The sequence below is a fragment of the Streptomyces sp. P3 genome (assembly GCF_003032475.1).
Lineage (GTDB): Bacteria > Actinomycetota > Actinomycetes > Streptomycetales > Streptomycetaceae > Streptomyces.
In genome coordinates this window covers 2,183,183-2,209,428 of record NZ_CP028369.1, presented here as the reverse complement: position 1 = coordinate 2,209,428, position 26,246 = coordinate 2,183,183, and the positions used below count along the sequence as shown (strand labels likewise).

General features: G+C 72.4%; 24 protein-coding genes and 1 tRNA gene. 11 read left to right on the top strand and 14 right to left on the bottom strand.

From position 1 onward, the window contains the following. Positions 1-107 precede the first annotated feature (107 nt). Positions 108-1,238, top strand: a complete 1,131-nt coding sequence (locus C6376_RS09910; RefSeq protein WP_107443086.1) for a TrkA family potassium uptake protein — start codon at positions 108-110, stop codon at positions 1,236-1,238. A 13-nt stretch (positions 1,239-1,251) separates the two neighbouring features. On the opposite strand, the gene C6376_RS09905 is transcribed toward C6376_RS09910, so the two are convergent. The 5 genes from C6376_RS09905 to pdhA form a co-directional block, all read right to left on the bottom strand. Continuing rightward, the gene (locus tag C6376_RS09905; RefSeq protein ID WP_107443085.1) at positions 1,252-2,652 is read right to left on the bottom strand and encodes a molybdopterin molybdotransferase MoeA; all 1,401 of its coding nucleotides are present in this window, start codon (positions 2,650-2,652) and stop codon (positions 1,252-1,254) included. Beyond that, positions 2,649-3,584, bottom strand: coding sequence for an NTP transferase domain-containing protein (locus tag C6376_RS09900; protein ID WP_107443084.1), 936 nt, complete (start codon positions 3,582-3,584; stop codon positions 2,649-2,651). The genes C6376_RS09905 and C6376_RS09900 overlap by 4 nt, the downstream gene beginning before the upstream one ends. A gap of 72 nt (positions 3,585-3,656) precedes the next feature. Continuing rightward, positions 3,657-5,123 (bottom strand): dihydrolipoamide acetyltransferase family protein, encoded by a 1,467-nt coding sequence (locus C6376_RS09895; RefSeq protein ID WP_107443083.1) that lies wholly within the window; start codon positions 5,121-5,123, stop codon positions 3,657-3,659. Next, positions 5,123-6,127, bottom strand: coding sequence for an alpha-ketoacid dehydrogenase subunit beta (locus tag C6376_RS09890; RefSeq protein ID WP_107443082.1), 1,005 nt, complete (start codon positions 6,125-6,127; stop codon positions 5,123-5,125). The genes C6376_RS09895 and C6376_RS09890 overlap by 1 nt, the downstream gene beginning before the upstream one ends. Then, positions 6,127-7,260 (bottom strand): pyruvate dehydrogenase (acetyl-transferring) E1 component subunit alpha, encoded by a 1,134-nt coding sequence (gene pdhA, locus C6376_RS09885; protein WP_107443081.1) that lies wholly within the window; start codon positions 7,258-7,260, stop codon positions 6,127-6,129. The genes C6376_RS09890 and pdhA overlap by 1 nt, the downstream gene beginning before the upstream one ends. 352 nt (positions 7,261-7,612) lie before the next feature. On the opposite strand from pdhA, the gene C6376_RS09880 reads away from it, so the two are divergent. Next, positions 7,613-8,068, top strand: coding sequence for an Lrp/AsnC family transcriptional regulator (locus tag C6376_RS09880; RefSeq protein WP_057578187.1), 456 nt, complete (start codon positions 7,613-7,615; stop codon positions 8,066-8,068). Between the two features lie 3 nt (positions 8,069-8,071). Here C6376_RS09880 and C6376_RS09875 read toward each other — a convergent pair whose 3' ends face one another. Together C6376_RS09875 and C6376_RS09870 are read right to left on the bottom strand one after the other, a co-directional pair. Further along, positions 8,072-8,662: a TetR/AcrR family transcriptional regulator gene (locus C6376_RS09875; RefSeq protein WP_107443080.1), complete on the bottom strand. Its 591-nt coding sequence runs from the start codon at positions 8,660-8,662 to the stop codon at positions 8,072-8,074. Further along, on the bottom strand, positions 8,659-10,173 hold the full coding sequence (locus tag C6376_RS09870; protein WP_107443079.1) for a 3-hydroxyacyl-CoA dehydrogenase: 1,515 nt from the start codon (positions 10,171-10,173) through the stop codon (positions 8,659-8,661). The genes C6376_RS09875 and C6376_RS09870 overlap by 4 nt, the downstream gene beginning before the upstream one ends. A 159-nt stretch (positions 10,174-10,332) precedes the next feature. Between C6376_RS09870 and paaN the strand changes: the two genes are divergently transcribed. Continuing rightward, the gene (paaN, locus tag C6376_RS09865) at positions 10,333-12,027 is read left to right on the top strand and encodes a phenylacetic acid degradation protein PaaN (RefSeq protein WP_107443078.1); all 1,695 of its coding nucleotides are present in this window, start codon (positions 10,333-10,335) and stop codon (positions 12,025-12,027) included. A 95-nt stretch (positions 12,028-12,122) separates the two neighbouring features. Here paaN and C6376_RS09860 read toward each other — a convergent pair whose 3' ends face one another. The 3 genes from C6376_RS09860 to C6376_RS09850 form a co-directional block, all read right to left on the bottom strand. Then, positions 12,123-12,914: an RNA methyltransferase gene (locus tag C6376_RS09860; RefSeq protein WP_107443077.1), complete on the bottom strand. Its 792-nt coding sequence runs from the start codon at positions 12,912-12,914 to the stop codon at positions 12,123-12,125. Positions 12,915-13,001: 87 nt separating this feature from the next. Beyond that, positions 13,002-14,267, bottom strand: coding sequence for an HTTM domain-containing protein (locus C6376_RS09855; RefSeq protein WP_107443076.1), 1,266 nt, complete (start codon positions 14,265-14,267; stop codon positions 13,002-13,004). Next, the gene (locus C6376_RS09850; RefSeq protein WP_107448868.1) at positions 14,264-15,328 is read right to left on the bottom strand and encodes a DUF5819 family protein; all 1,065 of its coding nucleotides are present in this window, start codon (positions 15,326-15,328) and stop codon (positions 14,264-14,266) included. The genes C6376_RS09855 and C6376_RS09850 overlap by 4 nt, the downstream gene beginning before the upstream one ends. 431 nt (positions 15,329-15,759) lie before the next feature. Between C6376_RS09850 and paaA the strand changes: the two genes are divergently transcribed. The 6 genes from paaA to C6376_RS09820 all read left to right on the top strand — a co-directional run bounded on the left by paaA (position 15,760) and on the right by C6376_RS09820 (position 20,739). Continuing rightward, a complete protein-coding gene (gene paaA / locus C6376_RS09845) occupies positions 15,760-16,788 on the top strand; it encodes a 1,2-phenylacetyl-CoA epoxidase subunit PaaA (protein ID WP_107443075.1) in 1,029 nt (342 codons plus the stop codon). Further along, positions 16,785-17,072, top strand: coding sequence for a 1,2-phenylacetyl-CoA epoxidase subunit PaaB (gene paaB, locus C6376_RS09840; RefSeq protein WP_107443074.1), 288 nt, complete (start codon positions 16,785-16,787; stop codon positions 17,070-17,072). Before paaA ends, paaB begins: the two co-directional genes overlap by 4 nt. 104 nt (positions 17,073-17,176) lie before the next feature. Then, positions 17,177-17,845: a 1,2-phenylacetyl-CoA epoxidase subunit PaaC gene (gene paaC / locus C6376_RS09835; RefSeq protein WP_254076355.1), complete on the top strand. Its 669-nt coding sequence runs from the start codon at positions 17,177-17,179 to the stop codon at positions 17,843-17,845. Continuing rightward, complete coding sequence (paaD, locus tag C6376_RS09830; protein ID WP_107443072.1) at positions 17,839-18,387, top strand: 1,2-phenylacetyl-CoA epoxidase subunit PaaD; 549 nt, start codon at positions 17,839-17,841, stop codon at positions 18,385-18,387. The genes paaC and paaD overlap by 7 nt, the downstream gene beginning before the upstream one ends. Next, positions 18,387-19,448 (top strand): 2Fe-2S iron-sulfur cluster-binding protein, encoded by a 1,062-nt coding sequence (locus C6376_RS09825; RefSeq protein ID WP_107443071.1) that lies wholly within the window; start codon positions 18,387-18,389, stop codon positions 19,446-19,448. The genes paaD and C6376_RS09825 overlap by 1 nt, the downstream gene beginning before the upstream one ends. Before the next feature lie 118 nt (positions 19,449-19,566). Continuing rightward, positions 19,567-20,739, top strand: a complete 1,173-nt coding sequence (locus C6376_RS09820; RefSeq protein ID WP_107443070.1) for an acyl-CoA dehydrogenase family protein — start codon at positions 19,567-19,569, stop codon at positions 20,737-20,739. Positions 20,740-20,943: 204 nt separating this feature from the next. Here the strand turns inward: C6376_RS09820 and C6376_RS09815 are convergent, their stop codons facing one another. The 4 genes from C6376_RS09815 to C6376_RS09800 all read right to left on the bottom strand — a co-directional run bounded on the left by C6376_RS09815 (position 20,944) and on the right by C6376_RS09800 (position 24,268). Beyond that, positions 20,944-21,273 carry a rhodanese-like domain-containing protein gene (locus C6376_RS09815; RefSeq protein WP_107443069.1) on the bottom strand — a complete coding sequence of 110 codons (330 nt, stop codon included), beginning with the start codon at positions 21,271-21,273 and terminating at the stop codon, positions 20,944-20,946. A 44-nt stretch (positions 21,274-21,317) separates the two neighbouring features. Continuing rightward, positions 21,318-22,115, bottom strand: coding sequence for a J domain-containing protein (locus C6376_RS09810; RefSeq protein WP_107443068.1), 798 nt, complete (start codon positions 22,113-22,115; stop codon positions 21,318-21,320). 111 nt (positions 22,116-22,226) lie between these two features. After that, positions 22,227-23,714, bottom strand: coding sequence for a DUF2252 domain-containing protein (locus tag C6376_RS09805; protein ID WP_107443067.1), 1,488 nt, complete (start codon positions 23,712-23,714; stop codon positions 22,227-22,229). Positions 23,715-24,181: 467 nt separating this feature from the next. Then, positions 24,182-24,268 (bottom strand) — tRNA-Leu (locus C6376_RS09800). A gap of 448 nt (positions 24,269-24,716) precedes the next feature. On the opposite strand from C6376_RS09800, the gene C6376_RS09795 reads away from it, so the two are divergent. Together C6376_RS09795 and C6376_RS09790 are read left to right on the top strand one after the other, a co-directional pair. Then, positions 24,717-25,604 carry a DUF3662 and FHA domain-containing protein gene (locus C6376_RS09795; RefSeq protein WP_107443066.1) on the top strand — a complete coding sequence of 296 codons (888 nt, stop codon included), beginning with the start codon at positions 24,717-24,719 and terminating at the stop codon, positions 25,602-25,604. A gap of 10 nt (positions 25,605-25,614) precedes the next feature. Further along, entirely contained in the window at positions 25,615-26,133 is a 519-nt protein-coding gene (locus C6376_RS09790; RefSeq protein WP_107443065.1) for an FHA domain-containing protein, read from the top strand. Positions 26,134-26,246 lie beyond the last annotated feature (113 nt).

The following is a 26,246-nucleotide window of genomic DNA, read 5'->3' as shown; positions in this document are numbered from 1 at the left end:
ATCATGGACATCTGCGGGCTCATGGACACGTGTTGCAGCATGACGGGCACCGGCCCGCCGGGAACCATGGTGCCCACCGTTCGGATCACCATCACAGGGGGCACGGGTTGAAGGACCACGAACGACCGCCGGCACGTCCGGTCAGGCTGTCCCTCTTCAGATCCCTCTGGTACCGCTCACACACCGAGGCCCGGGACGACGCCGAGGCGGGCCGCTCCATCACGATGCCCGTACGGATCGGCGCACCCCCGCTGTTGCAGGTGCTGCGCCGCCTCAGCGTCGCCCTGCTGGTGCTCGCGATCACCACACTGATCGTCTACGCCGACCACGACGGCTACAACGACAACTCGGACGGCTCCGTGAGCCTCCTGGACGCCGCCTACTACGCCACCGTCACGCTCTCCACCACCGGCTACGGCGACATCACCCCGGTCAGTGACACGGCCCGGCTCATCAACATCCTCGTCATCACCCCGCTGCGCGTCCTCTTCCTGATCATCCTGGTCGGCACCACCCTCGAGGTACTCACCGAACGCACCCGGCAGCAGGTCCGCATCCACCGCTGGCGGGTCCGCACCAGCGGCCACATCGTGGTCGTCGGTTACGGCACCAAGGGCCGTCACGCGGTGCAGACGCTGGTCGGGAAGGGCATCGCCAAGGAGAACATCGTGATCGTGGACGCACAGCGCAAGTCCGCGCTCGCGGCCGGCGACGACGGACTGGTGTCGGTGACGGGGGACGCGACCCGCTCGGAGACCCTGGTGAAGGCCGAGGTGCAGAATGCCTCACGGGTGATCGTGGCCCCTCAGCGCGACGACACCGCGGCCCTCGTCACCCTGACCGCCCGCCAGCTCAACCGGCGCGCCACGATCGTCGTCGCGGCCCGCGAGGACGAGAACGTGCCGCTGCTCAAACAGAGCGGCGCCGACACCGTGGTCACCAGCTCCAGCTCCGCCGGCCGACTGCTCGGCGTGTCACTGGTCAGCCCGACCGTGGCCCAGACGCTGGAGACCCTGATGACCCTCGGCAGCGGCCTGGACCTCATCGAGCGCCCGGTCGCCAAGGCGGAGGTGGGAGAGGAGCCGCGCTCCTGCGCGGACCTGATCGTGGCAGTCGTCCGGGGCAAGCAGTTCCTGGACTACGCCGACCCCCGGCTCGCACGTCTCCAGTCGGGGGATCGTGTGATCACCGTCAGCCGGGCCGCACCGGCCGCCGAGGAACAGGAAAGTTTCACGTGAAACACCGCCGGTTTCACGTGAAACAGGCGCCGACCCCGGCCGCCGCCCACGGCAGGTCGAGGAGTTCGGCCTCCTGACCTGCCCGCGCACCACCCGGCGGCACGATGGCGAGGGCATCGGCCGCCGCGATGCCGCGCAGCATGGCCGGCCCGTTGTAGTGCAGCGGCATGACGTGGTCGGCCCGCAGGGACACCGGGACGAGCCGGGTGTCGTGCGGATGCCCGTGCACCGTCTCCCGCAACGGCAGCGCGTACGGCTCGGGCGCAGGGCGGGCGGCCAGGGCCCGCAACAGCGGCTCCGCCAGTGTGAGCAGGCCGGAGACGGCCGCGAGGGGGTTGCCGGGCAGCCCGACGAGGTACTGGTCTTCCTTGGTACGGGCCAGCAGCATGGGGTGGCCGGGGCGCACCTTCACGCCGTCGACGAGAAGCTCGGCGTCGATACGGCGCAGTGTGGGGTGCACATGGTCGACGGGCCCCGCGGCAGTGCCTCCGGTGGTGACGATCAGGTCGGCGCTCGAACCGGTGACCGCCTTGTGCAGGGCCTTCGCGTCGTCGCCGAGCCTGCGCACGGCGACGACATCGGCGCCGAGCCCCCGCAGCCACGGGGGCAGCATCGGGCCGAGCGCGTCCCGGATGAGTCCGTCGCGCGGGCGGCCCTCGGCGAGCAGTTCGTCGCCGAGGACGAGCACCTCGACCCGGGGCCGGGGGACGACGGTCAGCGTGTCGTATCCGGCGGCCGCGGCGAGACCGAGCACGGCCGGCGTCACCACCGCTCCGGCGAGCAGCAGCTGGTCCCCGCTGCGGCACTCCTGGCCCCGCGGCCGGATGTCCTGGCCGTGCTGCATCTCGCGGGTGGGGTGCAGCCGGCCGTTGTCGTCGGTGCGGCCGTGCTCGCTGCGCAGCACGGCGGTGGTGTCCGGGGGGATCCGGGCGCCGGTGGCGATCCGGACGGCCTCTCCGTCGGCGAGGGGCGCGGGGGCCGCGCTTCCGGCCAGCACGCCCTCGTCCCGGACGTGCCAGGGACCGGGACCGGCGACCGCCCACCCGTCCATCGCCGAGGTGTCGAACGAGGGCAGGTCGGTGAGGGCGGTCAGCGGGGCCGCGAGGACGAGGCCGAGGGCGTCGCCGAGGGTCACCGAGACGGGAGCGCGGCGGGCGGCGCGGGATCCTGCCGCCCGGGCGGCGATCGCGCGGGCCTCGGGCCAGAGGGTCGCCCGGTGGCGGCGCTCCTGTGCGGCGGCCCCACGGCCCGTCTCCGGGGTGCGCGACGGCGGGGCACCCTCGCTCGCACGCCGTCCCGGACCGTGGTCGCCGGTCGGGCGGGCGGGGCTGTTGCCGTCCTTCACGAGGGCGAGCGCCTCCTCGACGTCGAGGTCCTCGGCGTCGAGGCCCTGTCCCGTGCCGCCGGGGGTCATCCGGCGTCCGGCCGGGAGCGGTTGCTTTCCGAGCCGGTGGGTTCCGCGCCGGCGGGTTCCGGGCCGGCGGGTTCTGCGGCTCGGTCCTGCTCGGCCTCCTGGGCCCAGCGCAGCGCGAGCGCGGCAGCCTTGCGGGCGGCTTCGGCGACGGCCTCGGGTCCGCCCTGGGCCTGCGCGGCCGCGTAGCCGACCAGGAAAGTGGTCAGCGGGGCCGCGGGCCGGGCCACCCCGTGCGCGGCGTCCCGCGCGAGGTCGAGCAGCACGCCGGTGTCGACGTCGAGGTCGATGCCCAGTTCGTCCTTGACTGCGGAGATCCATTCGTCCAACACGTGGCCATGCTCCCTGATCCGTGCCCTGGCGGAGGCGATGTCGTCCCAGGTGTCGCAGTCGAACGACGCGACGGGGTCGGGGACGTGGGTGAGTTCGAGCCCGGCGGTCAGCCGGCGCAGGGGCAGCCCGGCGAGGCCGCCCCGGTCGGCGGTGAGCACCGCCAGTTCGCGGCGGAGCGCCGCCGTACGGTACGCGGCGACGAGCGGCTGCTCATGGCCGTCGCCGTCGGTGAGCAGCACGCCCTCGCCCGTTCCGGTGCGCAGGGCGGTCAGCAGCCGGCGCACGGTGTCCGCGGTGAGGAACGGCAGATCGGCGGACAGGACGAGGACGTCGTCCGCCGCGGTGTGGCGCAGCCCGGCGTCGAGCGCGGCGACGGGGCCCGCCCCGGGCGGGTCCTCGCGCGCCCAGCGCACCGGCCGGGCGGTGGGGCGGTGCTCGGCGACGACGACGGTGGCGCGCGCGTCGACGCAGGCTCCGAGCACCCGGTCCAGCAGCGCGCGCCCACCCACCAGCACACCCGGTTTGTCGGCGCCGCCCAGCCTGCGGGCGCCGCCGCCGGCCAGCACCACGGCGTCGTAGACGACGGACTCGTTCGAGGTCACCCCACGAGTATGCGGCCCGCTCCGGGCATCCGGTTCCCCTGGATCACCGGGACCGCGTGGGCCCGTCCGGGATCACAGCGTGCGCAGCAGCACCGCCGGCTGTTCCACGCAGTCCGCCACGTGGCGCAGAAATCCACCCGCCGTGCCTCCGTCGCACACCCGGTGGTCGAAGGTGAGCGAGAGCTGGACGACCTGGCGCACGGCCAGTTCGCCCTCGTGCACCCATGGCTTGGGCACGATCCGGCCGACGCCGAGCATGGCCGCCTCGGGGTGGTTCACGATCGGCGTGGATCCGTCGACGCCGAACACGCCGTAGTTGTTCAGCGTGAAGGTGCCGCCGGTCAGGTCGCCCGGAGTGAGGCGTCCGGCGCGGCCGGCCTCGGTGAGCCGGGCGAACTCCGCGGTGAGGCCCTCGGCGTCCCGGGCGTGTGCGTCGCGGACGACCGGTACGACGAGTCCGCGCTCGGTCTGCGCGGCGAACCCGAGGTGGACGTGGTCGAACTGGACGATCTCGCGGGCCGCCGTGTCGACGCTGGAGTTGAGCTCGGGGAACCGCGCCAGGGCCGCGGTGCAGATCCGGGCGAGCAGCGCGAGGAGCGAGATCTTCGGTCCGCCGGCCGCGTTCATGGCGGCGCGGGCGCGCATCAGTTCCGTCGCGTCGGCGTCCACCCAGCAGGTGGCGTCGGGGATCTCGTGCCGGCTGCGGGAGAGTTTGTCGGCGACGGCGCCCCGGACGCCCTTGAGAGGGATACGGCGGCCGTCGGCGGTGACGCCCGCGACGGGCGTCACGACGGTGTCCGGCACGGGCCGCGCGGCGCGGGAGCCGACCGGTGCGGTGGGAGCGCGCAGGGCGTTCTCCACATCGGCCCGCAGGATCAATCCCTCGGGTCCGGACCCGGTGAGCTGCCGCAGATCCAGGCCGTTCTCCCGCGCGAGGCGACGCACCAGCGGGGAGATCACGGGGACGGGGCCGTCGGACGCCGTGTGCGGTGCGCCGACGGTACCGGCCTCGACCGGCACAGCCACGGGAGCCGGAGCGGCGTGGGACAGGGCGTGCGGCTTCGCCACCGGAGTCGTCGTCGCGGCCCGCGAGGGGTCGTGCGCCGTCGGCGGAGCGGCGGCCGGCCTCGTCGCCGGGGACGCGGTCGGCGGAGTGGGCTGGACCGGCCGCACCCGCCTGCGCCGTGCCGGGGCCTCTGAGGTGCCGTAACCCACCAGCACGTTGCCCGAGCCCTCGGCCGGCCCACCCCGTCCGGCCGGGCCGGCGGGTCCGAGCGCGTCGCCGGACGCGGGGGCGCCGACCGCGACCGTGATCAGCGGCGCGCCGACGGGCAGTTCCGTGCCCTCCTCGCCGAAGCGGGCCGTGACCACGCCGCCGTACGGGCAGGGCACCTCGACCATCGCCTTGGCCGTCTCGACCTCGACGACCGGCTGGTCGACGGCGACCACGTCGCCGACCTGGACCAGCCAACGGACGATCTCCGCCTCGGTGAGCCCTTCTCCGAGGTCGGGCAGCTTGAACTCCAGTACCTGTGCCATCAGTTCCCGCCCTCCCACTGCAGCCGCGCCACGGCGTCCAGGATGCGGTCGACGCCGGGCAGGTGGTGGCGCTCCAGCATCGGCGGCGGATACGGCAGGTCGAACCCGGCGACGCGCAGCACCGGCGCCTCCAGGTGGTGGAAGCAGCGCTCGGTGACGCGGGCCGCGATCTCTCCGCCGGGGCCGCCGAAGGAGCCCGACTCGTGGACGACGACCGCGCGGCCGGTGCGCCGCACCGACGCGGCGACCGTCTCGTCGTCGAAGGGCACCAGGGAGCGCAGATCGACGACCTCGAGGTCCCAGCCCTCGGCCCGCGCCGCCTCGGCGGCCTCGAGACAGACCGGAACCGACGGCCCGTACGTGATCAGGGTCGCGCTGCGGCCCGGCCGCCGCACGACCGCGCGCCCGATCGGCTCGACGGACTGCGGTTCCTGCGGGTTCCACGAGTCCTTGGACCAGTACAGGCGCTTGGGTTCGAGGAAGACGACCGGGTCGTCGGAGGCGATGGCGGCGCGCAGCAGACCGTAGGCGTCGGCGACCGTGGCGGGCGTGACGACGTGCAGGCCCGGAGTCGCGATGTAGTACGCCTCGGAGGAGTCGCTGTGGTGCTCGACGCCGCCGATACCGCCGCCGTAGGGAACGCGGACGGTGATCGGCAGCGGCATCCGGCCGCGGGTGCGGTTGCGCATGCGGGCGACATGGCTGATGAGCTGCTCGAACGCCGGATAGGCGAAGGCGTCGAACTGCATCTCCACGACCGGGCGCAGCCCGTACATGGCCATGCCGACAGCGGTGCCGAGAATGCCGGCCTCGGCGAGCGGGGTGTCCGTGCAGCGGTCCTCGCCGAACTCCCTCGCGAGCCCGTCGGTGACCCGGAAGACCCCGCCGAGGGCGCCCACGTCCTCGCCCAGGACGTGCACGGTCGGGTCGGCGGCCATCGCGTCACGGAGCGCGCGCGTGAGGGCCTGCGCCATGGTGGCGGGCTTGAGGGCGACCGTCGTCATCAGTGCGCGCCTTCCTGCTCGGCCTCGAGCTCCGCCCGCAGCATCGCCTGCTGCTCGCGCAGCTGCGGGGTGGGTTCGGCGTACACGTGGGAGAACAGGTCCATCGGGTCGAGGACAGCGTCCTGGTTCATCCGGGCGCGCAGGTCTGCGGCCATCTCCTCGGCGGCCTCCCGCACGGTGCGCCGGGTGTCCTCGTCGAGCAGCCCGCGCGCGGTCAGCTCGCGCTCCAGGAGCTCGATCGGGTCGTGCTCGCGCCAGGTCTCGACCTCGGCGTCGGCGCGGTAGCGGGTGGCGTCGTCGGCGTTGGTGTGCGCGTCGATGCGGTACGTCACCGCCTCCACGAGGGTCGGGCCGCCGCCTTCCCGTGCGCGGCGCACGGCGTCGGCCAGCACCTCGTGCACGGCCGCCGCGTCGTTGCCGTCGACCAGCCGGCCCGGCATGCCGTATCCGACGGCCTTGTGGGCCAGCGACGGGGCGGCGGTCTGCTTGGCGAGCGGCACGGAGATCGCGAAGCCGTTGTTCTGCACGAGGAAGACGACCGGCGCCTGCCAGACGGCGGCGAAGTTCAGCGCCTCGTGGAAGTCGCCCTCACTGGTGCCGCCGTCGCCGACCATGGCGAGCGCGACCACGTCGTCCCCCTTGAGGCGGGCGGCGTGCGCGAGGCCCACGGCGTGCGGGAGCTGGGTGGCGAGCGGGGTGCACAGGGGTGCGACCCGGTGCTCGTGGGGGTCGTAGCCGGTGTGCCAGTCGCCGCGCAGCAGGGTGAGGGCCTCGACGGGGTCCACGCCGCGTGCGACGACGGCGAGGGTGTCGCGGTAGCTGGGGAAGAGCCAGTCCCGCTCCTCCAGGACGAGAGCGGCGGCGACCTCGCACGCCTCCTGGCCGGTGCTGGACGGGTAGACGGCGAGTCTGCCCTGCTTGGTGAGGGCGGTGGCCTGGACGTTGTACCGCCGGCCGCGAACCAGCTGCGCGTACAGCCGGCGCAGCAGCTCGGGGTCGGCCTGTGCGGCCGCCTCGGTGCCGAGGACGCGGTACGGCTCCGCGTCGGGCAGCAGCGGCGCGGGATCGGTACGGGGCTGCCAGGCCGGCGGCGGGGTCGGCCGGTACGCGCCCCGCTGCTCCATGACCGTCATGACGGCACCTCCTCGGAGGAGTGGCTACGGGTGGCGCGTCAGTTGTGATGCGCCTCACCTACCGATTGTTCGGTCGTCGGCACATTTTGGCTACAGGGCCCCTCAGGCTGTGGACAAACGGTTCTCCACAACCTGAGATGGGTGCAGTACGTCCATACGGGAGAGGCGGGGGGACATGGCACCTGAACAAATGGCCGCAGGGCCGGAGAGCGGTGCCGCGCTCCCGTCGGGCGGTGCCGCGCTTCCGCCGGGTGGTGCCGGGTCGGGCGGCTCCCAGCCGCCGGGGGGTTCCGCGCCGGGCGGCCCCCAGCCGTCCGCGGGCACTGCTCCTGCGCCCTCGGCCGGGGCCCCGCTGCCGCCGCCGCGTCCGCTCGACGCCATCGACCAGGACATCCTGCAGATGCTCCAGGCGGACGGCCGCGCCTCCATACGCTCGGTCGCCGAACGGGTCCATGTCTCCCGGGCCAACGCCTACGCGCGGATCAACCGGCTCATCGAGGACGGCGTCATCCGCGGCTTCGGCGCCCGCGTCGACCACGAGCGGGCGGGACAGGGCACGAGCGCCTACATCACCCTGACGATCGTGCAGAACTCCTGGCGGACCGTGCGCGAGCAGCTCAGACGGCTGCCCGGCGCCTCCCACATCGCGCTCGTCGGGGGCGACTTCGACGTCCTGCTGCTGGTGCACACACCCGACAACCGGGCGCTGCGCGAGGTGGTCCTCACCCGTCTGCAGGCGATCCCCGAGGTGCTCAGCACCCGCACGCTGCTGGTGTTCGAGGAGGAGGACCTGGAACCGCAGGGCTGAGCCCTACGGGGCCGTGCGCAGCCCCTCGAAGACGAGCCGCACCACCGCGTCCGCCACATCGCTCTCGACCATTCCCCGGCCGCCGGGCCGGTACCACTCGACGATCGAGTTGATCATCCCGAAGACCAGGCGGGTGGCGAGCCGCACCTCCATGTCGCCGCGCACCTCCCCCTCGGCCGCGGCCGCCCTCAGCAGCTCGGCGACCCGGTGGTCGAAGTCCCGGCGCCGCTCCAGGGCCCACCGCTCGGTGTCGGTGTTGCCGCGCACCCGCAGCAGCAGCGTCACGTACGGCAGTTCGCCGATGAGGACCTCGACCATGCGCCGCACGACGTACTCGAGGCGCTCCGAGGCGTGCCCCTCGCGCGCGTGCTCCTCGTCGAGGATCCCGAACAGTCCGTCCAGCGCGCGGCTGACGGCGCGCCGCAGCAGCTCCTCCTTGCCGGCGACGTGGTGGTAGATCGACGACTTGGAGATGCCGGCCGCCCTGGAGAGGTGCTCCATGGAGGTGCCGTCGTAGCCGCGCTCGTTGAACACCTGGACGGCGACGGAGAGCAGGCTCTCCGGGGTGTACGTGTCGCGCTTGGCGGTGGTCACGAGGCGCCCTCCCGCTTCTCCGTGGCGTAGGAGTGCCGGTAGAGCGCGAGGGACGGCGCGTAGCGCCCGGAGGGGTCGCGCTCGTGCAGGTCGTCGAGGAGGGCGCAGGCCCAGGTGCGGCCGAGACGGCGGCTCCACTCGAACGGGCCGAGGGGGTAGTTCACCCCGAGGCGCATCGCGGTGTCGATGTCCTCCTCGGTGGCGACGCCCTTGGCGACCGCGTCGTGCGCGAGGTCGACGATCCGGGCGACCGTACGGGCGACGATCATGCCGGGGACGTCCCCGATGACGCTGACGTCCTTGCCGAGCGCCTGGAACAGGCCGACCGCCTCGGACATGGTCTGCGGGGAGGTGTCCTGGGAGGAGGCCAGGGCGATGCGGGTGGCCTTGCGGTAGTCCAGGGCCAGGTCGAAGTAGACGACGTCGCGGAACTCCACGGAGGTCTGGCCGTCGGCGAGGGCGAGCTGGCCGCCGCCGGGCAGCACCAGGCGGGTGCCGTGGTCCTCGTCCTCCTCGCGGACCTGGATGCCCGCCTCCCGGATCAGCGCGAGCAGCTCCGACGCGGGGCCCAGGTTGCCCTCGGCGACGACGTACGCGGGAGGCCGGGCCTTCTCGGCGGTGTGCGGCTCGGCGGGCTCGGCGCCCTCCCGGTAGTCGTACCAGCCCTGGCCGCTCTTGCGGCCGAGGCGGCCCGACTCGACCAGGCGCCGCTGGGCGAGCGAGGGCGTGAAGCGCACGTCCTGGAAGAAGGACTGCCACACGGAGTGCGTGACCGACTCGTTGACGTCCTGGCCGATCAGGTCGGTCAGTTCGAAGGCGCCCATCCGGAAGCCGCCCGACTCGCGCAGGACCGCGTCGATGGTGGCCGGGTCGGCGCCCTGCGCCTCGTAGACGGCGAACGCCTCGGCGTAGAAGGGCCGCGCGATGCGGTTGACGATGAACCCGGGGGTGTCGGCGCAGGCGACCGGCGTCTTCCCCCAGGCGCGGGCGGTCTCGTACGCGCGCGTGGCCGAGGTGACGTCGGTGGCGTACCCGGAGACGACCTCGACCAGCGGCAGCAGCGGCGCCGGGTTGAAGAAGTGCAGGCCGACGAAGCGCCCCGGGTTGCGCAGGGCGCCGGCGACCGCGGTCACGGACAGGGAGGAGGTGTTGGTGGCGAGCAGGCAGTCCTCGCCGACGACGTCCTCCAGCTGCCGGAACAGCTCCTGCTTGACGTCCAGCCGCTCGACGACGGCCTCCACGACCAGGGAGCAGTCCGCGAGGTCGGCGATGCTCTCCGCGGGCCGCAACCGGGCGCGTGCCTCGTCCCGGTCCGCGGCGGCGAGACGGTCCTTCTCGACGAGCCGGTCCAGGCGGGCGCCGATCGCGGCGGCCGCCTCGCGAGCACGGCCGGGAACGGCGTCGTACAGCCGCACGGGGTGTCCCGCGACCAGTGCGACCTGGGCGATGCCCTGGCCCATGGTGCCGGTGCCGACGACGGCCACGGCGCTGCTGGGGTCGAGTCCTGTCATGTGCGCGATCCTCCCGCACGGGGATTTCCACAGATGCGGCAGGCCCCCTTGTCCCGACCGATCGTTCGGTTACTCTAGCCGTGACTGGCTGTTCCTGCCCAGGTTTCCGCCAGGTCATGAGCTCGACGGAGAGTTCTCAAGACGAGGAGTTGGTCCCGCATGGCCGCCGCCGAACTGACCGCGCACGCTCTGATCGCCCAGCACCGGCCCACCCTCGACCAGGCCCTGGAAGCGATCCGCACGCGCGCGTACTGGTCCCCCCACCCCGAACACCCCAAGGCCTACGGGGAGAACGGCAGCCTGGACGCGGCAGCCGGGAAGGCCGCCTTCGACGCCGTCCTGAACACCCGCCTCGACCTCGGCCAGCCCGGCACGGACGGCTGGGTGGGCGGCGAGGTCTCGCCGTACGGCCCCGAGCTCGGCGTCTCCTACCCGCACGCGGACGTGGACGCTCTGCTGCCCGCGATGCGTGCCGGACAGCGCGCCTGGCGGGACGCGGGCGCGGAGGTACGCGCGGTGGTCTGTCTGGAGATCCTCAAGCGGATCAGCGACCGCACCCACGAATTCGCACACGCCGTCATGCACACGTCCGGCCAGGCCTTCATGATGGCCTTCCAGGCCGGCGGCCCGCACGCACAGGACCGCGGCCTGGAAGCCGTGGCGTACGCCTACGCCGAACAGGTCCGCACCCCCGGCACGGCGGAGTGGAGCAAGCCCCAGGGCAAGCGCGACCCGCTCGCGATGACCAAGAGTTTCACCCCCGTCCCGCGCGGCGTCGCCCTGCTCATCGGCTGCAACACCTTCCCCACGTGGAACGGCTACCCGGGCCTGTTCGCCTCGCTGGCCACCGGCAACGCGGTCCTGGTCAAGCCCCACCCGCGCGCGGTGCTCCCGCTCGCGCTGACCGTGGGCGTCGCGCGCGAGGTGCTCGCCGCGGCCGGCTTCGACCCGAACCTGGTCGCGCTGGCCGCCGAGCGTCCCGGCGAGGGCATCGCCAAGACGCTGGCCACCCGCCCCGAGATCCGGATCGTCGACTACACCGGCTCGACCGCCTTCGGCGACTGGCTGGAGGCCAACGCCCGTCAGGCGCAGGTCTACACCGAGAAGGCCGGCGTCAACACGGTGCTCGTGGAGTCCACCGCGAACTACAAGGGCATGCTCGCCAACCTGGCGTTCTCGCTGTCCCTGTACAGCGGCCAGATGTGCACCACCCCGCAGAACCTGCTGATCCCCCGCGACGGCATCCGCACCGACGAGGGCCCGAAGTCCTACGACGAGGTCGTCGCCGATCTCGCCCGCTCGGTCGACGGTCTCCTCGGCGACGACGCACGAGCGAACGCGCTGCTCGGCGCGATCGTCAACCCCGACGTCAAGGCCCGTCTGGAAGCCGCGGCGGGCCTCGGCGAGGTCGCCCTCGCCTCCCGCGAGGTCGGCAACCCGGAGTTCCCGGACGCGATCGTGCGCACCCCGGTGATCGTCAAGCTGGACGGAGCCAAGCCGGACGACGAGGCCGCCTACATGAGCGAGTGCTTCGGCCCCGTCTCCTTCGCCGTCACGGTCGACTCCGCGGCCGACGCGGTGGCCCTGCTGCGGCGCACCGTGCGGGAGAAGGGCGCGATGACGGTCGGCGCGTACACCACCGACGCCGAGGTCGAGCAGGCCGTCCAGGAGGTCTGCCTGGACGAGGCCGCCCAGCTCTCCCTGAACCTCACCGGCGGCGTCTACGTCAACCAGACGGCCGCGTTCTCCGACTTCCACGGCTCGGGCGGCAACCCGGCGGCCAACGCGGCCCTCACCGACGGCGCCTTCGTCGCGAACCGCTTCCGCGTCGTCGAGGTCCGCCGGGACGCCTAGGGAGCGTCCCCGAGGCGGCGTCCGCCCGAAGACCGGCAGGGCGCCGGCGTCTCCCCCGAGGGGCCCAGGCGCCCCCTGGCGACCCCCGGGGGCGCTTACGGGGCCGAGGCTCCGAAGAGGTGAGGAGCGCCCCCGGCGGCGCTCCAGTGGTACAGCGTCATGGCCACACTGGTCGCGAGGTTGTAGCTGGAGACCTGGGGGCGCATCGGCAGGGCGAGGAGACGGTCGGCCCGCGCGCGCAACTCGGGGGAGAGTCCGCTGCGCTCGGAGCCGAACGCGAGGAGGGCGTCGTCCGGGAGCTCTACGCCCCGGATGTCGTCGCCCTCCGGGTCGAGCGCGAACACCGGGCCGGCCGGCAGTTCGTCCACCGTCAGCCGCTCCACGGCCGTCGCGAAGTGCAGCCCCGCTCCGCCGCGCACCACGGTCGGATGCCACGGGTCGAGCGTGCCGGTGGTGACCACCCCGGTCGCCCCGAACCCGGCCGCGAGCCGGATCACCGCCCCCGCGTTGCCCAGGTTGCGCGGGTTGTCCAGAACCACGACCGGGGTGGTGCGGGACGCCTGCCCGAGCCGGTCCAGATGGGCCTCGCGCGAGGGCCGCACGGCCAGGGCGGCGACCGCGGTGGGATGCGGACGCGGCACCAGGGACGCGTACGTCGCCTCCGGGACCTCCGTCAGCAGCCCGTCCAGCGCCTCACGCACGTCGGGTGCGAGTTCCCCGGCCAGGGCGAGCGCCGCCTCCCGGTCGACGGCGACCGCCACCGGAACCTCCGCGCCGAAGCGCACGGCGTGCTTGAGGGCGTGGAAGCCGTCGAGCAGGACGGCGCCGTCGGCGAGCCGGCGCCACCGGCCGAGCGGGTCGAGACCTGCGGTCACGGGGTCGGTCATGCCGTGAACCCTACGTGGGCGCCACGGGCGCGGGACCCGGGCCGAAAGCGTCGGCCCGAACCCCACGCCGCGTGCCCGGCGTGGGTCCTACGCGCGCGTGCCCGGCGTGGAAGCCGCGGGTGCGTGCTCGGGATCCGGGCGGTCGGGGCCTCCCGGATCCCGCGGCTGCGGCTCGGCCTCCTCCGTCCGCGCGCCGTCGGGACCAGGCTGCCCACGGTCCGGGAGCAGCGCCTCGCGCGCGCGTGCCGCCCAACCGCCGACCCGGTGCAGAAACGGCGTCGGCAGGAAGACCGAGTCCGTCGCGATCATCGCCAGCGAGAAGAACGGCAGCCCGAGCAGGACCGCGATCACCGTGTGCTCCGCGATCATCAACGCCAGCAGCACGTTCTTCAGCCGGCGGTTGAACAGGGTGAACGGGAAGGCCACCTGCACGATGACGGTCCCGTACGTCGCGAGCAGGACCATCGTGCCGCTGGCGGTCACCAGATCGGCGAGCGCGGGCCAGGGCGAGAAGTAGTCCAGGTGCAGGGGGTAGTACGCGGCGGTGCCGTCCTGCCAGCGCGAGCCCTGGATCTTGTACCAGCCGGCCGTCGCGTAGATCAGACAGGCCTCGACCATGATCACGACGAGGGCGCCGTTGTGCAGGACGTTACCGATCACGTCGAGCAGGATCCGCGGCTGCACCGACTTCCCGAGGCGTCCGGCGGCCCACCAGAGCCCCTGCGCGGCCCACGCCGCCCACAGCAGCGCCGGAATGGTCCACTCACTGGGGAAACGGTCCGCCACGGTCACCGCGACCAGCACCGTCCCGGACGCCGCCCACAGAACGGGACCGACCCGGTCCGTGACCCGTTCACCCCGCGCGCGTGCCTCCCGTCCGCGCAGCGCCCGCCGGGCGTCCAGCGACCACACCTGGCCGCAGCGCATGAACATCAGGTAGATCGACATCAGGTGCAGGACGTTGTCGCCGCCGTCGCCCATGAAGACGCTGCGGTTCTGCAGCGAGAGCACGCCGACCATGAACAGCACCGACATCGCGCGCGTGCGCCAGCCCAGCAGCAGCAGCACGGCGGCGACCAGCGCGAGCGCGTACACGGTCTCGAACCACGCCTGCCCGTGCGACCACATCAGGACGGTGAACGCCCCGTTGCTGTCGATCAGCTGCCGGGCCAGCTCCCAGTCCCAGGGGCCGTCGGGGCCGTACAGCTCCTGGCGGTGCGGGAACTCCCGCAACAGGAACAGCAGCCAGGTACCGCTGAAGCCGATCCGGACCACGGCGCTCTGATACGGCCCGAGCGCCGAACCAGTGAGACGGGCGACGGCGGCGGACACCGATAGGGAGAACCGGTTCACCTCGCGCCTCCCTCGGTCGCACCGTCCGGCACGGACCACCAGGACAGTACGCGGTACACCGGAGTCGTCGACACCTTGTCGGTCCCCCACTTCGGCGGGGTCACGTTGGTGGTCCGGGAGCGGACCTGCACCCGCTCCACGACACCGCCTTCGTCGACCGAGCCGCGCTCCAGACGCATCACCACGACCCGGCGCAGATACGTCTCGGCGAGGGCGCCGCGCAGGCCGACGGGCCGGGCGGAGCTGTCGTGCGTGGCGGTGAAGAAGTCCCAGGCACGACGCAACTCGTTCTGCTGCGTGTGACTCGGCACCAGGTTGCCGTCGATGTCCCGGCCGTCCTGCGCGGACAGGTCGTACCAGCCGGTCGTCCGCGACCCGCCGTCCACGCCGCGGATCTGGGCGCGGACCTGGACGGCGATGTTCTGCTGCAGCGGGTTCGGCGCGAACAGCTTCCAGTTCTGTTCGAACTCCGGGTAGATCCAGTCGTCGATCGCCTTGCCGTGCGCCTTCGTGACGGTGTTCGACGGCGCGACGTGCAGGAACACCATCCCGACGTGCACGCACACGGCGACCGCGACGACGGCCACCGCCAGCGCCGCGCCGACCTGGTAACGCGGCGAGAGAGCGGCCACACCGGAACCGGGCGGGAGGTGGCGGGGCGCTGCCGCGGAAGCGGGCTCGGGTCCAGGGTCCGGAAGAAGGCCGGGATCCGGACTGGATTCGGAGTCCGGGCTGGATTCGGGGTCCGGGCCGGACTCCGGGCCGGGGCCGGCACCCGGGCTGGGGTCGGAATCCGGGCTGGGGCCGGAATCCGGGCCGAGGTCTGCATCCGGGCCGAGGTCTGCATCCGGACTGTGGCAGGGGTCGGCGTCCGGGCCGGTGTCGGCGCCGAGACCGAGGGCCGGCTCATCGGCGGCTTGCCTGCTTCGGACGGACCCGGAGTCCCGGAGTTCGGCGCGCGGCGCGGGCACGGCGGCCTTGACCGGCGGCGACTCCGCTTCCGGTCCGTCTGACGGGCTCGCCCCACCCGAGGGGCCCGCCCCGCCCGCCGTGTGCGGCACTCCGGAGGGATCAGGACCGTCCGACAGGGCCGCCCCCTCCGACAGGCCCGGTTCCTCCGCCGTTTCCGGTCCCTCCGCCGAGGTCGGTCCGCCCGGCGTGTCCGCCCGCCGTGGAGCGTCTGGGCCTCCGTCGTACGCGTCCATTCCGCCCCGTTCCCCGATACCGGTCCTCTTCGCGCGCTGCGTCACGCAATCGCGAACGGTACTCAGCCTCACCCGTCCGGCCCAGCCCTCCCCCGCGGTGCCCGGACCCCGGACGGAGGCGGGGCGGATCCTCCGCGGAGAACGCCCGCAGGTTATCCACAGCGGTTGACACCATACGACGGCCGTCCCACCATGGAATCGCACGGACCGAACGATCGGTCGGGAGAAGGCTCGGGCAGAGCCTAGGCCACGGCGCGAAGCCGAGGCCCGAGGTCAAGGGGGACCGCATGGCGACAGCAGCCGCCCACCGGACGGCCCGCACGGAGAAGGACGCCTCGCGGCGCGACGGCGGAGTGTCCGACGACGCGGCGCTCGAGGCGTACGAGCGCCTCTTCGACGCCACGGTGGCCGCGGACGAACGCATCGAGCCACGCGACTGGATGCCCGACGCCTACCGGGCGACGCTGGTACGCCAGATCGCGCAGCACGCCCACTCCGAGATCATCGGCATGCAGCCGGAGGCCAACTGGATCACCCGCGCCCCCTCCCTCCGCCGCAAGGCCATCCTCATGGCGAAGGTCCAGGACGAGGCGGGCCACGGGCTCTACCTCTACAGCGCGGCCGAAACCCTCGGCGCCAGCCGCGACGACCTCCTCGACAAACTCCACACGGGCCGCCAGAAGTACTCGTCGATCTTCAACTACCCCACGCTGACCTGGGCGGACGTCGGTGCGATCGGCTGGCTGGTGGACGGCGCGGCGATCACCAACCAGGTCCCCCTGTGCCGCTGCTCCTACGGCCCGTACGCGCGCGCGATGATCCGTGTGTGCAAGGAGGAGTCCTTCCACCAGCGCCAGGGGTACGAACTGCTGCTGGCCCTCAGCCAAGGCACCGAGGAGCAGCACGCGATGGCGCAGGACGCCGTCGACCGCTGGTGGTGGCCGTCGCTCATGATGTTCGGCCCGCCCGACGACGAGTCCGCGCACTCCGCGCAGTCGATGGCCTGGAAGATCAAGCGCCACTCCAACGACGAACTGCGCCGGCGCTTCGTCGACATCTGCGTCCCCCAGGCCGAGTCGCTCGGTCTCACGCTCCCGGACCCGGACCTGAAGTGGAACGAGGAAAGCGGGCACTACGACTTCGGCGCCATCGACTGGACCGAGTTCAAGGAAGTCCTCAAGGGCAACGGCCCCTGCAACGAGCAGCGCATCACCCAACGCAGGCGCGCCCACGACGAGGGCGCATGGGTACGGGAGGCGGCCGCGGCCCACGCGGCCAGACGCCTTCCCCGGACGACGGAAGCGGAGCAGGCATGACCCACACCGACTGGCCCCTGTGGGAGGTCTTCGTGCGCTCCCGGCGCGGCCTCTCCCACACCCACGCCGGCAGCCTGCACGCGCCGGACGCCGAGTTCGCCCTGCGTAACGCCCGCGACCTGTACACCCGGCGCGGTGAGGGCGTCTCGATCTGGGTCGTGCCCTCCTCGGCGGTCACCGCGTCCTCGCCCGACGAGAAGGACCCGTTCTTCGAACCGGCCGCCGACAAGCCGTACCGGCACCCGACGTTCTACGAGATCCCGGAGGGGGTGAAGCACCTGTGACCACGTCAGCGACCACGACCGCGCACACCCACGGCGGCGCCGCAGCCCACAGCGACACCGCCGCCGACACGCGCACCGCCGCCCTCGCCCTCGGGGACGACGCCCTGGTGCTCTCCCACCGCCTGGGGGAGTGGATGGGCCACGCGCCCGTGCTCGAGGAGGAGGTCGCCCTCGCCAACATCGCGCTCGACCTGCTCGGCCAGGCCAGGATCCTGCTCTCGATGGCCGGCGACGAGGACGAGTTGGCGTACCTGCGCGAGGAACGCGCATTCCGCAACGTGCAGTTGGTCGAGCAGCCCAACGGCGACTTCGCCCACACCATCGCCCGCCAGCTGTACTTCTCCACCTACCAGCACCTGCTGTACGCGCAACTGGCTGCCGGGACCGGTCCGTTCGCCGGGCTCGCGGCGAAGGCCGTCAAGGAGGTCGCCTACCACCGCGACCACGCCGAACAGTGGACCCTGCGCCTCGGCGACGGCACCGACGTCAGCCACGAACGCATGCAGCGTGCGTGCACGGCACTGTGGCGGTTCACCAAAGAGATGTTCCACCCCGTGACGGGCCTCGAGCTCGACCGGGCAGACCTGGAATCGGCCTGGCTGGAGTCGGTGCGGGAGATACTGGGGCAGGCCGGCCTGAGCGTCCCGGAGGGGGCGCGCGCCGGCGCCTGGAGGGCCGGCGCCGGCCGCGAGGGACTGCACACCGAGCCCTTCGGGCCGATGCTCGCCGAGATGCAGCACCTGCACCGCAGCCACCCGGGGGCGTCATGGTGACGACGACCACCGCCCTGGAGGCGGAACTCCTGGAGATCGCCGGCTCGGTCCCCGACCCCGAGCTCCCGGTGCTCACCCTCCAGGAGCTGGGCGTCGTACGCGCCGTCCACGTCCACGGCGCGGACACCGTCGAGGTCGAACTGACCCCCACGTACACCGGCTGCCCGGCCGTCGAGGCCATGTCCCTGGACATCCAGCGCACGCTGCGCGAGCACGGCATGCGTGAGGTGACGGTGCGCACCGTCCTCACGCCCGCCTGGTCGACCGACGACATCACCGCCGAAGGACGTCGCAAACTAAGGGAGTTCGGCATCGCGCCGCCCCGCGCCGTGCGCGAGCAGGGACCCGTACCACTGGCACTCGGGCCGACCCGCGCCCTCCGCGCCCCGGCGGCCGGTACCCGCGAACCGGAACCGGTGCACTGCCCCCACTGCGGGTCCGCCGACACCGAACTGCTCAGCCGGTTCTCCTCCACCGCGTGCAAGGCGCTGCGCCGCTGCCTGGCCTGCCGCGAACCCTTCGACCACTTCAAGGAGTTGTGATGGCCCGCTTCCACCGGCTCCCCGTGGCCGCGGTGGACCGGCTGACCGACGACTCCGTCGCCCTCACGCTCTCCGTCCCCGACGAGCTGCGCGAGGAGTACCGGCACACGCCCGGGCAGCACCTCGCCCTGCGCCGCCTGGCCGACGGAGCCGAGATCCGGCGGACGTACTCGATCTGCTCGCCCGCGCCCGACGCCCTTGGCGAGGGACCGAGCACGCTACGCGTCGGCGTGCGACTGGTCGAGGGCGGAGCGTTCTCCACCTACGCGCTGAAAGAGATCAACGTCGGGGACGAACTCGAGGTGATGACGCCGGCCGGGCGCTTCACCCTCGCCCCGGCCCCCGGCCTCTACGCGGCGGTCGTCGGCGGCAGCGGCATCACACCGGTCCTGTCGATCGTCTCCACCCTGCTGGCCCGCGAACCCCGCGCCCGGTTCTGCCTGATCCGCAGCGACCGCACGGCCGCGTCGACGATGTTCCTGGAGGAGGTCGCCGACCTGAAGGACCGGTACCCGGAGCGACTGCATCTGGTCACCGTTCTCTCCCGCGAGGAACAGCAGGCGGGGCTGCCCTCCGGACGGCTTGACCAGGACCGGCTGACCGCCCTGCTGCCGGCGCTGCTGCCGGTGACGGACGTGGCGGAATGGTTCCTGTGCGGCCCGTACGGACTGGTGCAGGGCGCCGAACGAGTGCTGAGAGAGCTCGGGGTCGGCCGTACCCGGATCCACGAGGAGATCTTCCACGTGGACGGCGCGGCGCCCACCGTGCACCCGACCGCGCCCGCGCACGCCACCGTGACCGCCCGGCTCGACGGCCGGGGCGGCAGCTGGCCGGTGCGGGACGGCGAGTCGGTCCTGGAGACCGTGCTGCGCAACCGTCCCGACGCCCCCTACGCGTGCAAGGGCGGAGTGTGCGGGACCTGCCGGGCCTTCCTCGTCGGCGGCGAGGTTCGCATGGACCGCAACTTCGCGCTGGAGCCGGAGGAGACGGAGGCCGGCTATGTGCTGGCGTGCCAGTCGCATCCGCTGACCGAGGCAGTGGAGGTCGACTTCGACCGCTGAGCCGCCGGGCCTCTCGGGCCGAGGCTGCTGTTCCCTTCTCCTGGAACCTGTTCTATCTTGACGCTCCGTCAGATCTGCCAGCCCTGTCAGATCGGCTGACCCGTCGAGAGGACCGGCCGTGGACTTCACCTTCACCGAGGAGCAGCAGGCCGCGGCCGAGGCGGCCCGCGGAGTCTTCGCCGGGGTCGTTCCGGACGGCGTGCCGAGCCCCGCGCTCACCCAGGGCGCCGCCGTCGCCGACGACCTCGACCGCGACCTGTGGAACAAACTCGCCGCGGCAGACCTGCTGAGTCTGCTGCTCGACGAGACGTCCGGTGGGGCGGGCCTGGACGCGGTCGCCCTGTGCCTGGTGCTGCGCGAGGCGGGCAAGGTGCTCGCGCGGGTACCGCTGCTGGAGACCAGCGCGGCCGCCGCGACCGTACAGGCCCACGGTGGACCGGAGTTGAGATCCGCCCTGCTCTCCCGCGCCGGCCGGGGCGAGACCGTGCTGACCGTCGCCGCGAGCGGCCGCACCGGCCATGATGCCGCCGAACTCGCCGTCACCGCCCGGCAGGACGACCCGAACGGCGCACCCGCCGACGACGCCGCGAGCGGCGGAACCTGGGTGCTGGACGGCGTACAGACGGCCGTGCCCTGGGCCTATGAGGCAGACCACATCCTCGTACCGGCACACACCGCCGACGACCGCAGCATCCTCGCCGTGGTCGCTCGCGGACAGGAAGGCGTCGAACTCGCGCCGCAGTTCTCCACCACCGGCGAGCGACTCGCGGAACTGCGGCTGGAATCCGCGCGGATCCCGGCCCGCGACGTCATCACCGCCGACGGCGCCTGGGACTGGCTTCGGTCGCTGCTGGCCACCGGCACCTGCGCGCTGGCCCTCGGCCTCGGCGACCGCGTCCTGGCCATGACCAGCGACTACGCCGGCAAACGCGAGCAGTTCGGACACCCGATCGCCAGCTTCCAGGCGGTCGCCGTCCAGGCCGCCGACCGCTACATCGACCTGCGCGCGATGGAGGTCACCCTGTGGCAGGCCGCCTGGCGGATCGCCTCGGGCACACCCGGCGCACTGCCCACCTCCGGGGACGTCGCCCTGGCCAAGATCTGGGCCTCGGACGGAGTACGCCGCATCGTGCAGACCGCCCAGCACCTGCACGGCGGGTTCGGCGCCGACGTCGACTACCCCCTGCACCGCTACCACGCCTGGGCCAAACACCTGGAGCTCTCACTCGGCCCGGCGGCGGCCCACGAGGAGGCCCTGGGCGACCTCCTGGCCGCCCACCCTCTCGCCTGACCGCACGACGACCCGGCTGCCCTCTCGCCTGACCGCACGACGACCCGAACCTGGCCGGCGCCCGGTCCGGCACTGAACCCCTGCCCACGGCACGAGACTCCCCTGCCCGGCACGAAACCCGTGGCCACGGCACGAAACTCAGCGCTTCAGCACGAAACCCACGGCCGCCGGACGAGAGTGCTCACCGCACGACGGGAGCGTCGGCTACAGGACGAAACCCTGCTCGCCCTCGTCCGTGACGACCGGACGCCCCACAGCCGCCCACACCTGCATGCCGCCGTCCACGTTCACCGCGTCGATGCCCTGCTGCACGAGATACATGGTCACCTGCGCCGAACGACCGCCGGAACGACAGATGACATGCACCCGCCCATCCTGGGGGGCGGCCTCGGTCAGCTCGCCGTAACGGGCCACGAACTCGCTGATGGGAAGGTGCAACGCCCCCTCGGCATGACCCGCCTGCCACTCGTCGTCCTCCCGGACGTCCACCAGGAAGTCGTCGTCCTTGAGGTCCCCGACCTCGACCGTGGGCACACCAGCTCCGAAACTCATGGCCCCGACGCTACCCGCAACCGGATCTAGCCGACCAGCTCGGCCAGCTCGGCCTCACGTGCGGCGACATCGGCGAGCAGCTTCTCGGCGATCTCGTCCAGAAGGGTGTCGGGGTCGTCCGGAGCCATCCGCAGCATCGAACCGATCGCACCGTCCTCCAGCTCCCTGGCCACCAGCGTCAGCATCTCCTTGCGCTTGGCCAGCCACTCGAGACGGGCGTAGAGCTCCTCGCTGGGGCTCGGGCTGCGCTCGGCGGGCACCGGGCCGGCCGCCCACTCCTCGGCCAGCTCACGCAACAGCACCTCGTCGCCACGGGCGTACGCCGCGTTCACGCGGGTGATGAACTCCTCACGCCGGGCCCGCTCCGCGTCCTCCTGCGCCAGATCGGGGTGCGCCTTGCGAGCCAGCTCGCGGTACAGCTTGCGGGCCTCCTCGCTGGGCCGTACCCGCTCAGGAGGCCGGACCGACCGGTCCGTCAGCATCGCCGCGGCCTCCGGGAACAGTCCCTCCCCGTCCATCCAGCCGTGGAACAGCTCCTCGACCCCTGGCATCGGCAGCACCCTGGCGCGGGCCTCGGCGGCCTTGCGCAGATCCTCGGGGTCGCCGGTACGGGCGGCACGGGCCTCGGCGATCTGCGCGTCCAACTCGTCGAGCCGGGCGTACATCGGGCCGAGTTTCTGGTGGTGGAGCCGCGAGAAGTTCTCGACCTCGACGCGGAAGGTCTCCACCGCGATCTCGAACTCGATCAACGCCTGCTCGGCGGCCCGCACGGCCTGCTCCAGCCGTGCCTCCGGCCGGGGCTGCTCAGCTTCGGGGGTCGTCACCCGACCAGCCTAGGCCAAGCCCCACGAACCGTCGGCGCACACCGCCCACGAAGGACCGCCGCCGGCCTCCGGGAAATCTCCCTCCACCGCACCCCACCGTGCCGTGCGGTGTCACACCCCCGTCTCGGCTGCGATCCGCCCCGCCCGTACCGCCGCGACGAGGTCCGTGTGGTCCGCCTCGGTGCGGTCGGCGTAGGCGACGGCGAACGCGGCGATCGCCTCGTCCAGCTCCTCGTTCTTGCCGCAGTAGCCGGCGACGACGCGCGGGTCGGCACTGTGGGAGTGGGCGCGGGCCAGCAGCGCGCCGGTCATGCGGCCGTAGTCGTCGATCTGGTCGGCGGCGAGGGCGGCCGGGTCCACGCTCCCCTTGCGGTTGCGGAACTGCCTTACCTGGAAGGGGCGTTCCTCGACGGTCGTCCAGCCCAGCAGGACATCGCTGACGACCTGCATGCGCTTCTGGCCGATCACCACCCGGCGGCCCTCATGGTCCACCTCCGGTGTCTCGAAACCGGCGGTCCGCAGGTGCGGGACGAGCGCCGAAGGGCGGGCCTCCTTCACCTGGAGGACCAGTGGCTCACCGCGATGATCGAGCAGCAGCACCACGTAGGACCTCGTCCCCACACTGCCCGTGCCCACGATGCGGAAGGCCACGTCGTGGATCGAGTGACGGGCGAGGAGAGGATGGCGGTCCTCGGACAGGGTGGTCAGGTAGTGCTCCAGGGACGCGGCCACCGCCGCGGCCTCGGTGTCCGGAACCCGGCGCAGCACCGGCACCGCGTCGACGAAGCGCCGGCCGCCGTCCTCCGTCGGTTCGGTCGACTTCGCCGCGAACCGCCCGCTGGTGTTGGCCCGCGCCTTCTCCGACACCCGTTCCAGGGTGCCCAACAGGTCATGGGCATCGGCGTGGGAGACGAGCTCTTCGTCGGCGATGGCGTTCCAGGCGTCCAGCACGGGCAGCTTGGCCAGGAGCCTCATGGTGCGGCGGTAGGAACCGGCCGCGCCGTGCGCCGCCCTGCGGCAAGTGTCCTCGTCCGCGCCGGCTTCGCGACCCGCCAGTACGAGGGAGGTGGCGAGGCGCTTGAGGTCCCACTCCCAGGGGCCGTCGACGGTCTCGTCGAAGTCGTTCAGGTCGATGACCAGTCCGCCTCGCGCGTCGCCGTACAGACCGAAGTTGGCGGCGTGGGCGTCACCGCAGATCTGGGCGCGGATCCCGGTCATAGGGGTGCGGGCCAGGTCGTACGCCATGAGTCCGGCGGAGCCCCGCAGGAACGCGAACGGTGTGGCGGCCATCCGGCCGACCCTTATGGGTGTCAGGTCGGGAATGCGGCCCCGGTTGGACTCCTCGACCGCGGCCACCGCGTCCGGCCGGCCGGCGTCCAGGTCGAGCCCGGCGTGCGCCGACCGCGGCACCACGTCACGCAGTGCCCTGCCCGACGCTTTGGGACTTTCCGCCTCGCCGGACCCCGCGGCGGAGCACTCACCTCTCCCCTCACCGGCCCGTTCGGCGAACCCGCGCACCCGGGGAATCCGGCGCGCCCCGACCGTTTCACTCGTTCCGGTCACGCCGCTCGTTCCGGTCACGCCGCTTGTCCCGGTCATGCCGCTTGTCCCGCTCGTTCCGGTCTCTGCTCCACCGGTCCCGGTCATCATGACCGCCTCCCCCGCACCCATACGCCCAGCAGCTCTGTGACGAGCCCGACGAAGCGAACATCAACTTGTGCAGACCGTACAGCCGCTGGCCGAAAGCCGTCATACCTTGTGGACAACTTCGAGAATGTGGACAACTCCCTCGTGACGGACTCCCGGGGGCACCCGCCGACAACCGGCATGTTTCACGTGAAACACTCTCCGCGCCCTGTCCGCGACCGCAAGGAGTTTCCGGAGACCTTCGAGGGCCGGCGGAGCGAGCTCCCGCCCCACACCCCCACCCGTCCCACCCCTGAGACGTTCATCACACACGGTGAGCGGCCACTGACTGACCCACAGTCTCCGGCCTCACTCTCACAACCGCCCGGGCCGGAGAAACGCGAAAGTCCCGCAGGTCTGAGACCTGCGGGACTTTCAGCTGGTGCGCGAGGGGGGAGTTGAACCCCCACGCCCTTGCGGGCACTGGAACCTGAATCCAGCGCGTCTGCCTATTCCGCCACCCGCGCATTGGGTGTGTCTTCGGGCTTGTGGGCTTTGCGGCCTGTCGCCTTCCGACATGCAGAACATTAGCACGCGCGCCAGGGTGCGTTCACATCCCTTCCGGGCGGGCAGGGAGCAGGTGGGAGGCCGCCGGGCGACCCCCTGCGTCCCCGTACGTCTCCGCAAGGACTGGTTCACGTATCAACCTCGTACCTATGGCGGCCGTCTCCCCAGGAGCAGGACGAGGAGCACAGCCAGGTGCGGGACACTGGTCCCGGGCCGCCTCTACGATCCTGGGCAGAAGCGAGCATGTGCAGCAGGCGCGGAAGCGGGCCGTCGACACCGGTCGACGGGGCCGACAGGGGGAACCAGCCGATTCACCGGCGCGTGGATACGATCAGTAAGCAGTACAGGTAAGCAGCACCAGGCAAGCAGCACGGCACGGGACAGCAGCCACGACGGAGGAGGTGCCCCATGGGAGTTCTGAAGAAGTTCGAGCAGCGTCTCGAGGGTCTGGTCAACGGCACCTTCGCCAAGGTCTTCAAGTCCGAGGTCCAGCCCGTCGAGATCGCCGGCGCGCTCCAGCGTGAGTGCGACAACAACGCCACGATCTGGAACCGCGACCGCACGGTCGTCCCCAACGACTTCATCGTGGAGCTGAGCACGCCGGACTACGAGCGGCTCAGCCCCTACTCCGGCCAGCTCGGCGACGAACTGGCCGGCATGGTGCGCGACTACGCCAAGCAGCAGCGCTACACCTTCATGGGACCGATCAAGGTCAACCTGGAGAAGGCGGACGACCTCGACACGGGTCTGTACCGGGTGCGCAGCCGTACACTCGCCTCCTCCAGCAGCCAGGCGCCGGAACAGCCGGGTGCCGGCGGCAGGCAGCGCTCCGGCGGACCGGGTGGCGCCGCCTATCCCGGCGCGGGCGCGGCAGGCGCTCCGCCGATGCCCTCCGCACCGCCGCCCGGCGCTCCCGGCGCCCGTCCCGGCGGCTACGGCTACCCGCCCGCCGCGGGCGCACAGCGTCCCGGCGCGGCAGGCGGCGGTCTGGCCGGGGCTCCGCAGCCCGGGTCACGCACCCGCCACTGGATCGAGATCAACGGCGCACGCCACCAGATCTCCCGCGCGACGCTCGTGCTGGGCCGCAGTACCGAGGCCGACGTGCGGATCGACGACCCCGGCGTCTCCCGCAGGCACTGCGAGATCCGGACCGGTTCGCCCTCGACGATCCAGGATCTCGGCTCCACCAACGGCATCGTGGTGGACGGGCAGCACACCACCCGCGCTACGCTCCGCGACGGCTCGCGGATCGTCGTGGGCAGCACCACCATCATTTACCGGCAAGCCGAAGGGTGAAGCGGGGGCAATGTCAGAGCTGACCCTCACGGTCATGCGGCTGGGTTTCCTGGCCGTACTGTGGCTGTTCGTGATCGTGGCCGTGCAGGTCATCCGCAGCGACCTGTTCGGTACGCGTGTCACCCAGCGCGGTGCGCGCCGGGAGGCCGGGCGGGCGCAACAGCAGGCCCAGCGCCAGCAGGCGCCACCGCAGCAGCGCCAGCAGCCCGCCGCCGCGGGCCGCACGCGCCGCAACGCACCGACGAAGCTGGTCGTGTCCGAGGGCATCCTCACCGGCACGACCGTCGCGCTCCAGGGCCAGACCATCACGCTGGGCCGGGCGCACGACAGCACGATCGTGCTGGACGACGACTACGCCTCCAGCCGCCATGCCAGGATCTATCCGGACCGCGACGGCCAGTGGATCGTCGAGGACCTGGGCTCCACCAACGGCACGTACCTCGACCGATCTCGGCTGACGACTCCCACACCGATTCCGCTGGGCGCGCCGATCCGTATCGGCAAGACCGTCATCGAGCTTCGGAAGTAGTGCTGCATCATGAGTGAGCGCGAGCGGAGCGAGCACACGGCGGCGGCCGGCACTCAGGGCCCCGGTGTGCTCCCGACCGGAGGGTGGGCAGTGTGGCTCGACACGACCGGCTG

Coding starts and splice junctions, on each gene's coding strand:
- paaN (WP_107443078.1), top strand. CDS start 10,333: ATGGCCGCCGCCGAACTGACCGCGCACGCTCTGATCGCCCAGCACCGG.
- paaB (WP_107443074.1), top strand. CDS start 16,785: ATGACCCACACCGACTGGCCCCTGTGGGAGGTCTTCGTGCGCTCCCGG.
- C6376_RS09905 (WP_107443085.1), bottom strand. CDS start 2,652: ATGACCCCCGGCGGCACGGGACAGGGCCTCGACGCCGAGGACCTCGAC.
- C6376_RS09890 (WP_107443082.1), bottom strand. CDS start 6,127: ATGACGACGGTCGCCCTCAAGCCCGCCACCATGGCGCAGGCCCTCACG.
- paaD (WP_107443072.1), top strand. CDS start 17,839: ATGGTGACGACGACCACCGCCCTGGAGGCGGAACTCCTGGAGATCGCC.
- C6376_RS09825 (WP_107443071.1), top strand. CDS start 18,387: ATGGCCCGCTTCCACCGGCTCCCCGTGGCCGCGGTGGACCGGCTGACC.
- pdhA (WP_107443081.1), bottom strand. CDS start 7,260: ATGACGGTCATGGAGCAGCGGGGCGCGTACCGGCCGACCCCGCCGCCG.
- C6376_RS09790 (WP_107443065.1), top strand. CDS start 25,615: ATGTCAGAGCTGACCCTCACGGTCATGCGGCTGGGTTTCCTGGCCGTA.
- paaA (WP_107443075.1), top strand. CDS start 15,760: ATGGCGACAGCAGCCGCCCACCGGACGGCCCGCACGGAGAAGGACGCC.
- C6376_RS09805 (WP_107443067.1), bottom strand. CDS start 23,714: ATGACCGGGACAAGCGGCGTGACCGGAACGAGCGGCGTGACCGGAACG.
- C6376_RS09870 (WP_107443079.1), bottom strand. CDS start 10,173: ATGACAGGACTCGACCCCAGCAGCGCCGTGGCCGTCGTCGGCACCGGC.
- C6376_RS09860 (WP_107443077.1), bottom strand. CDS start 12,914: ATGACCGACCCCGTGACCGCAGGTCTCGACCCGCTCGGCCGGTGGCGC.
- C6376_RS09895 (WP_107443083.1), bottom strand. CDS start 5,123: ATGGCACAGGTACTGGAGTTCAAGCTGCCCGACCTCGGAGAAGGGCTC.
- C6376_RS09795 (WP_107443066.1), top strand. CDS start 24,717: ATGGGAGTTCTGAAGAAGTTCGAGCAGCGTCTCGAGGGTCTGGTCAAC.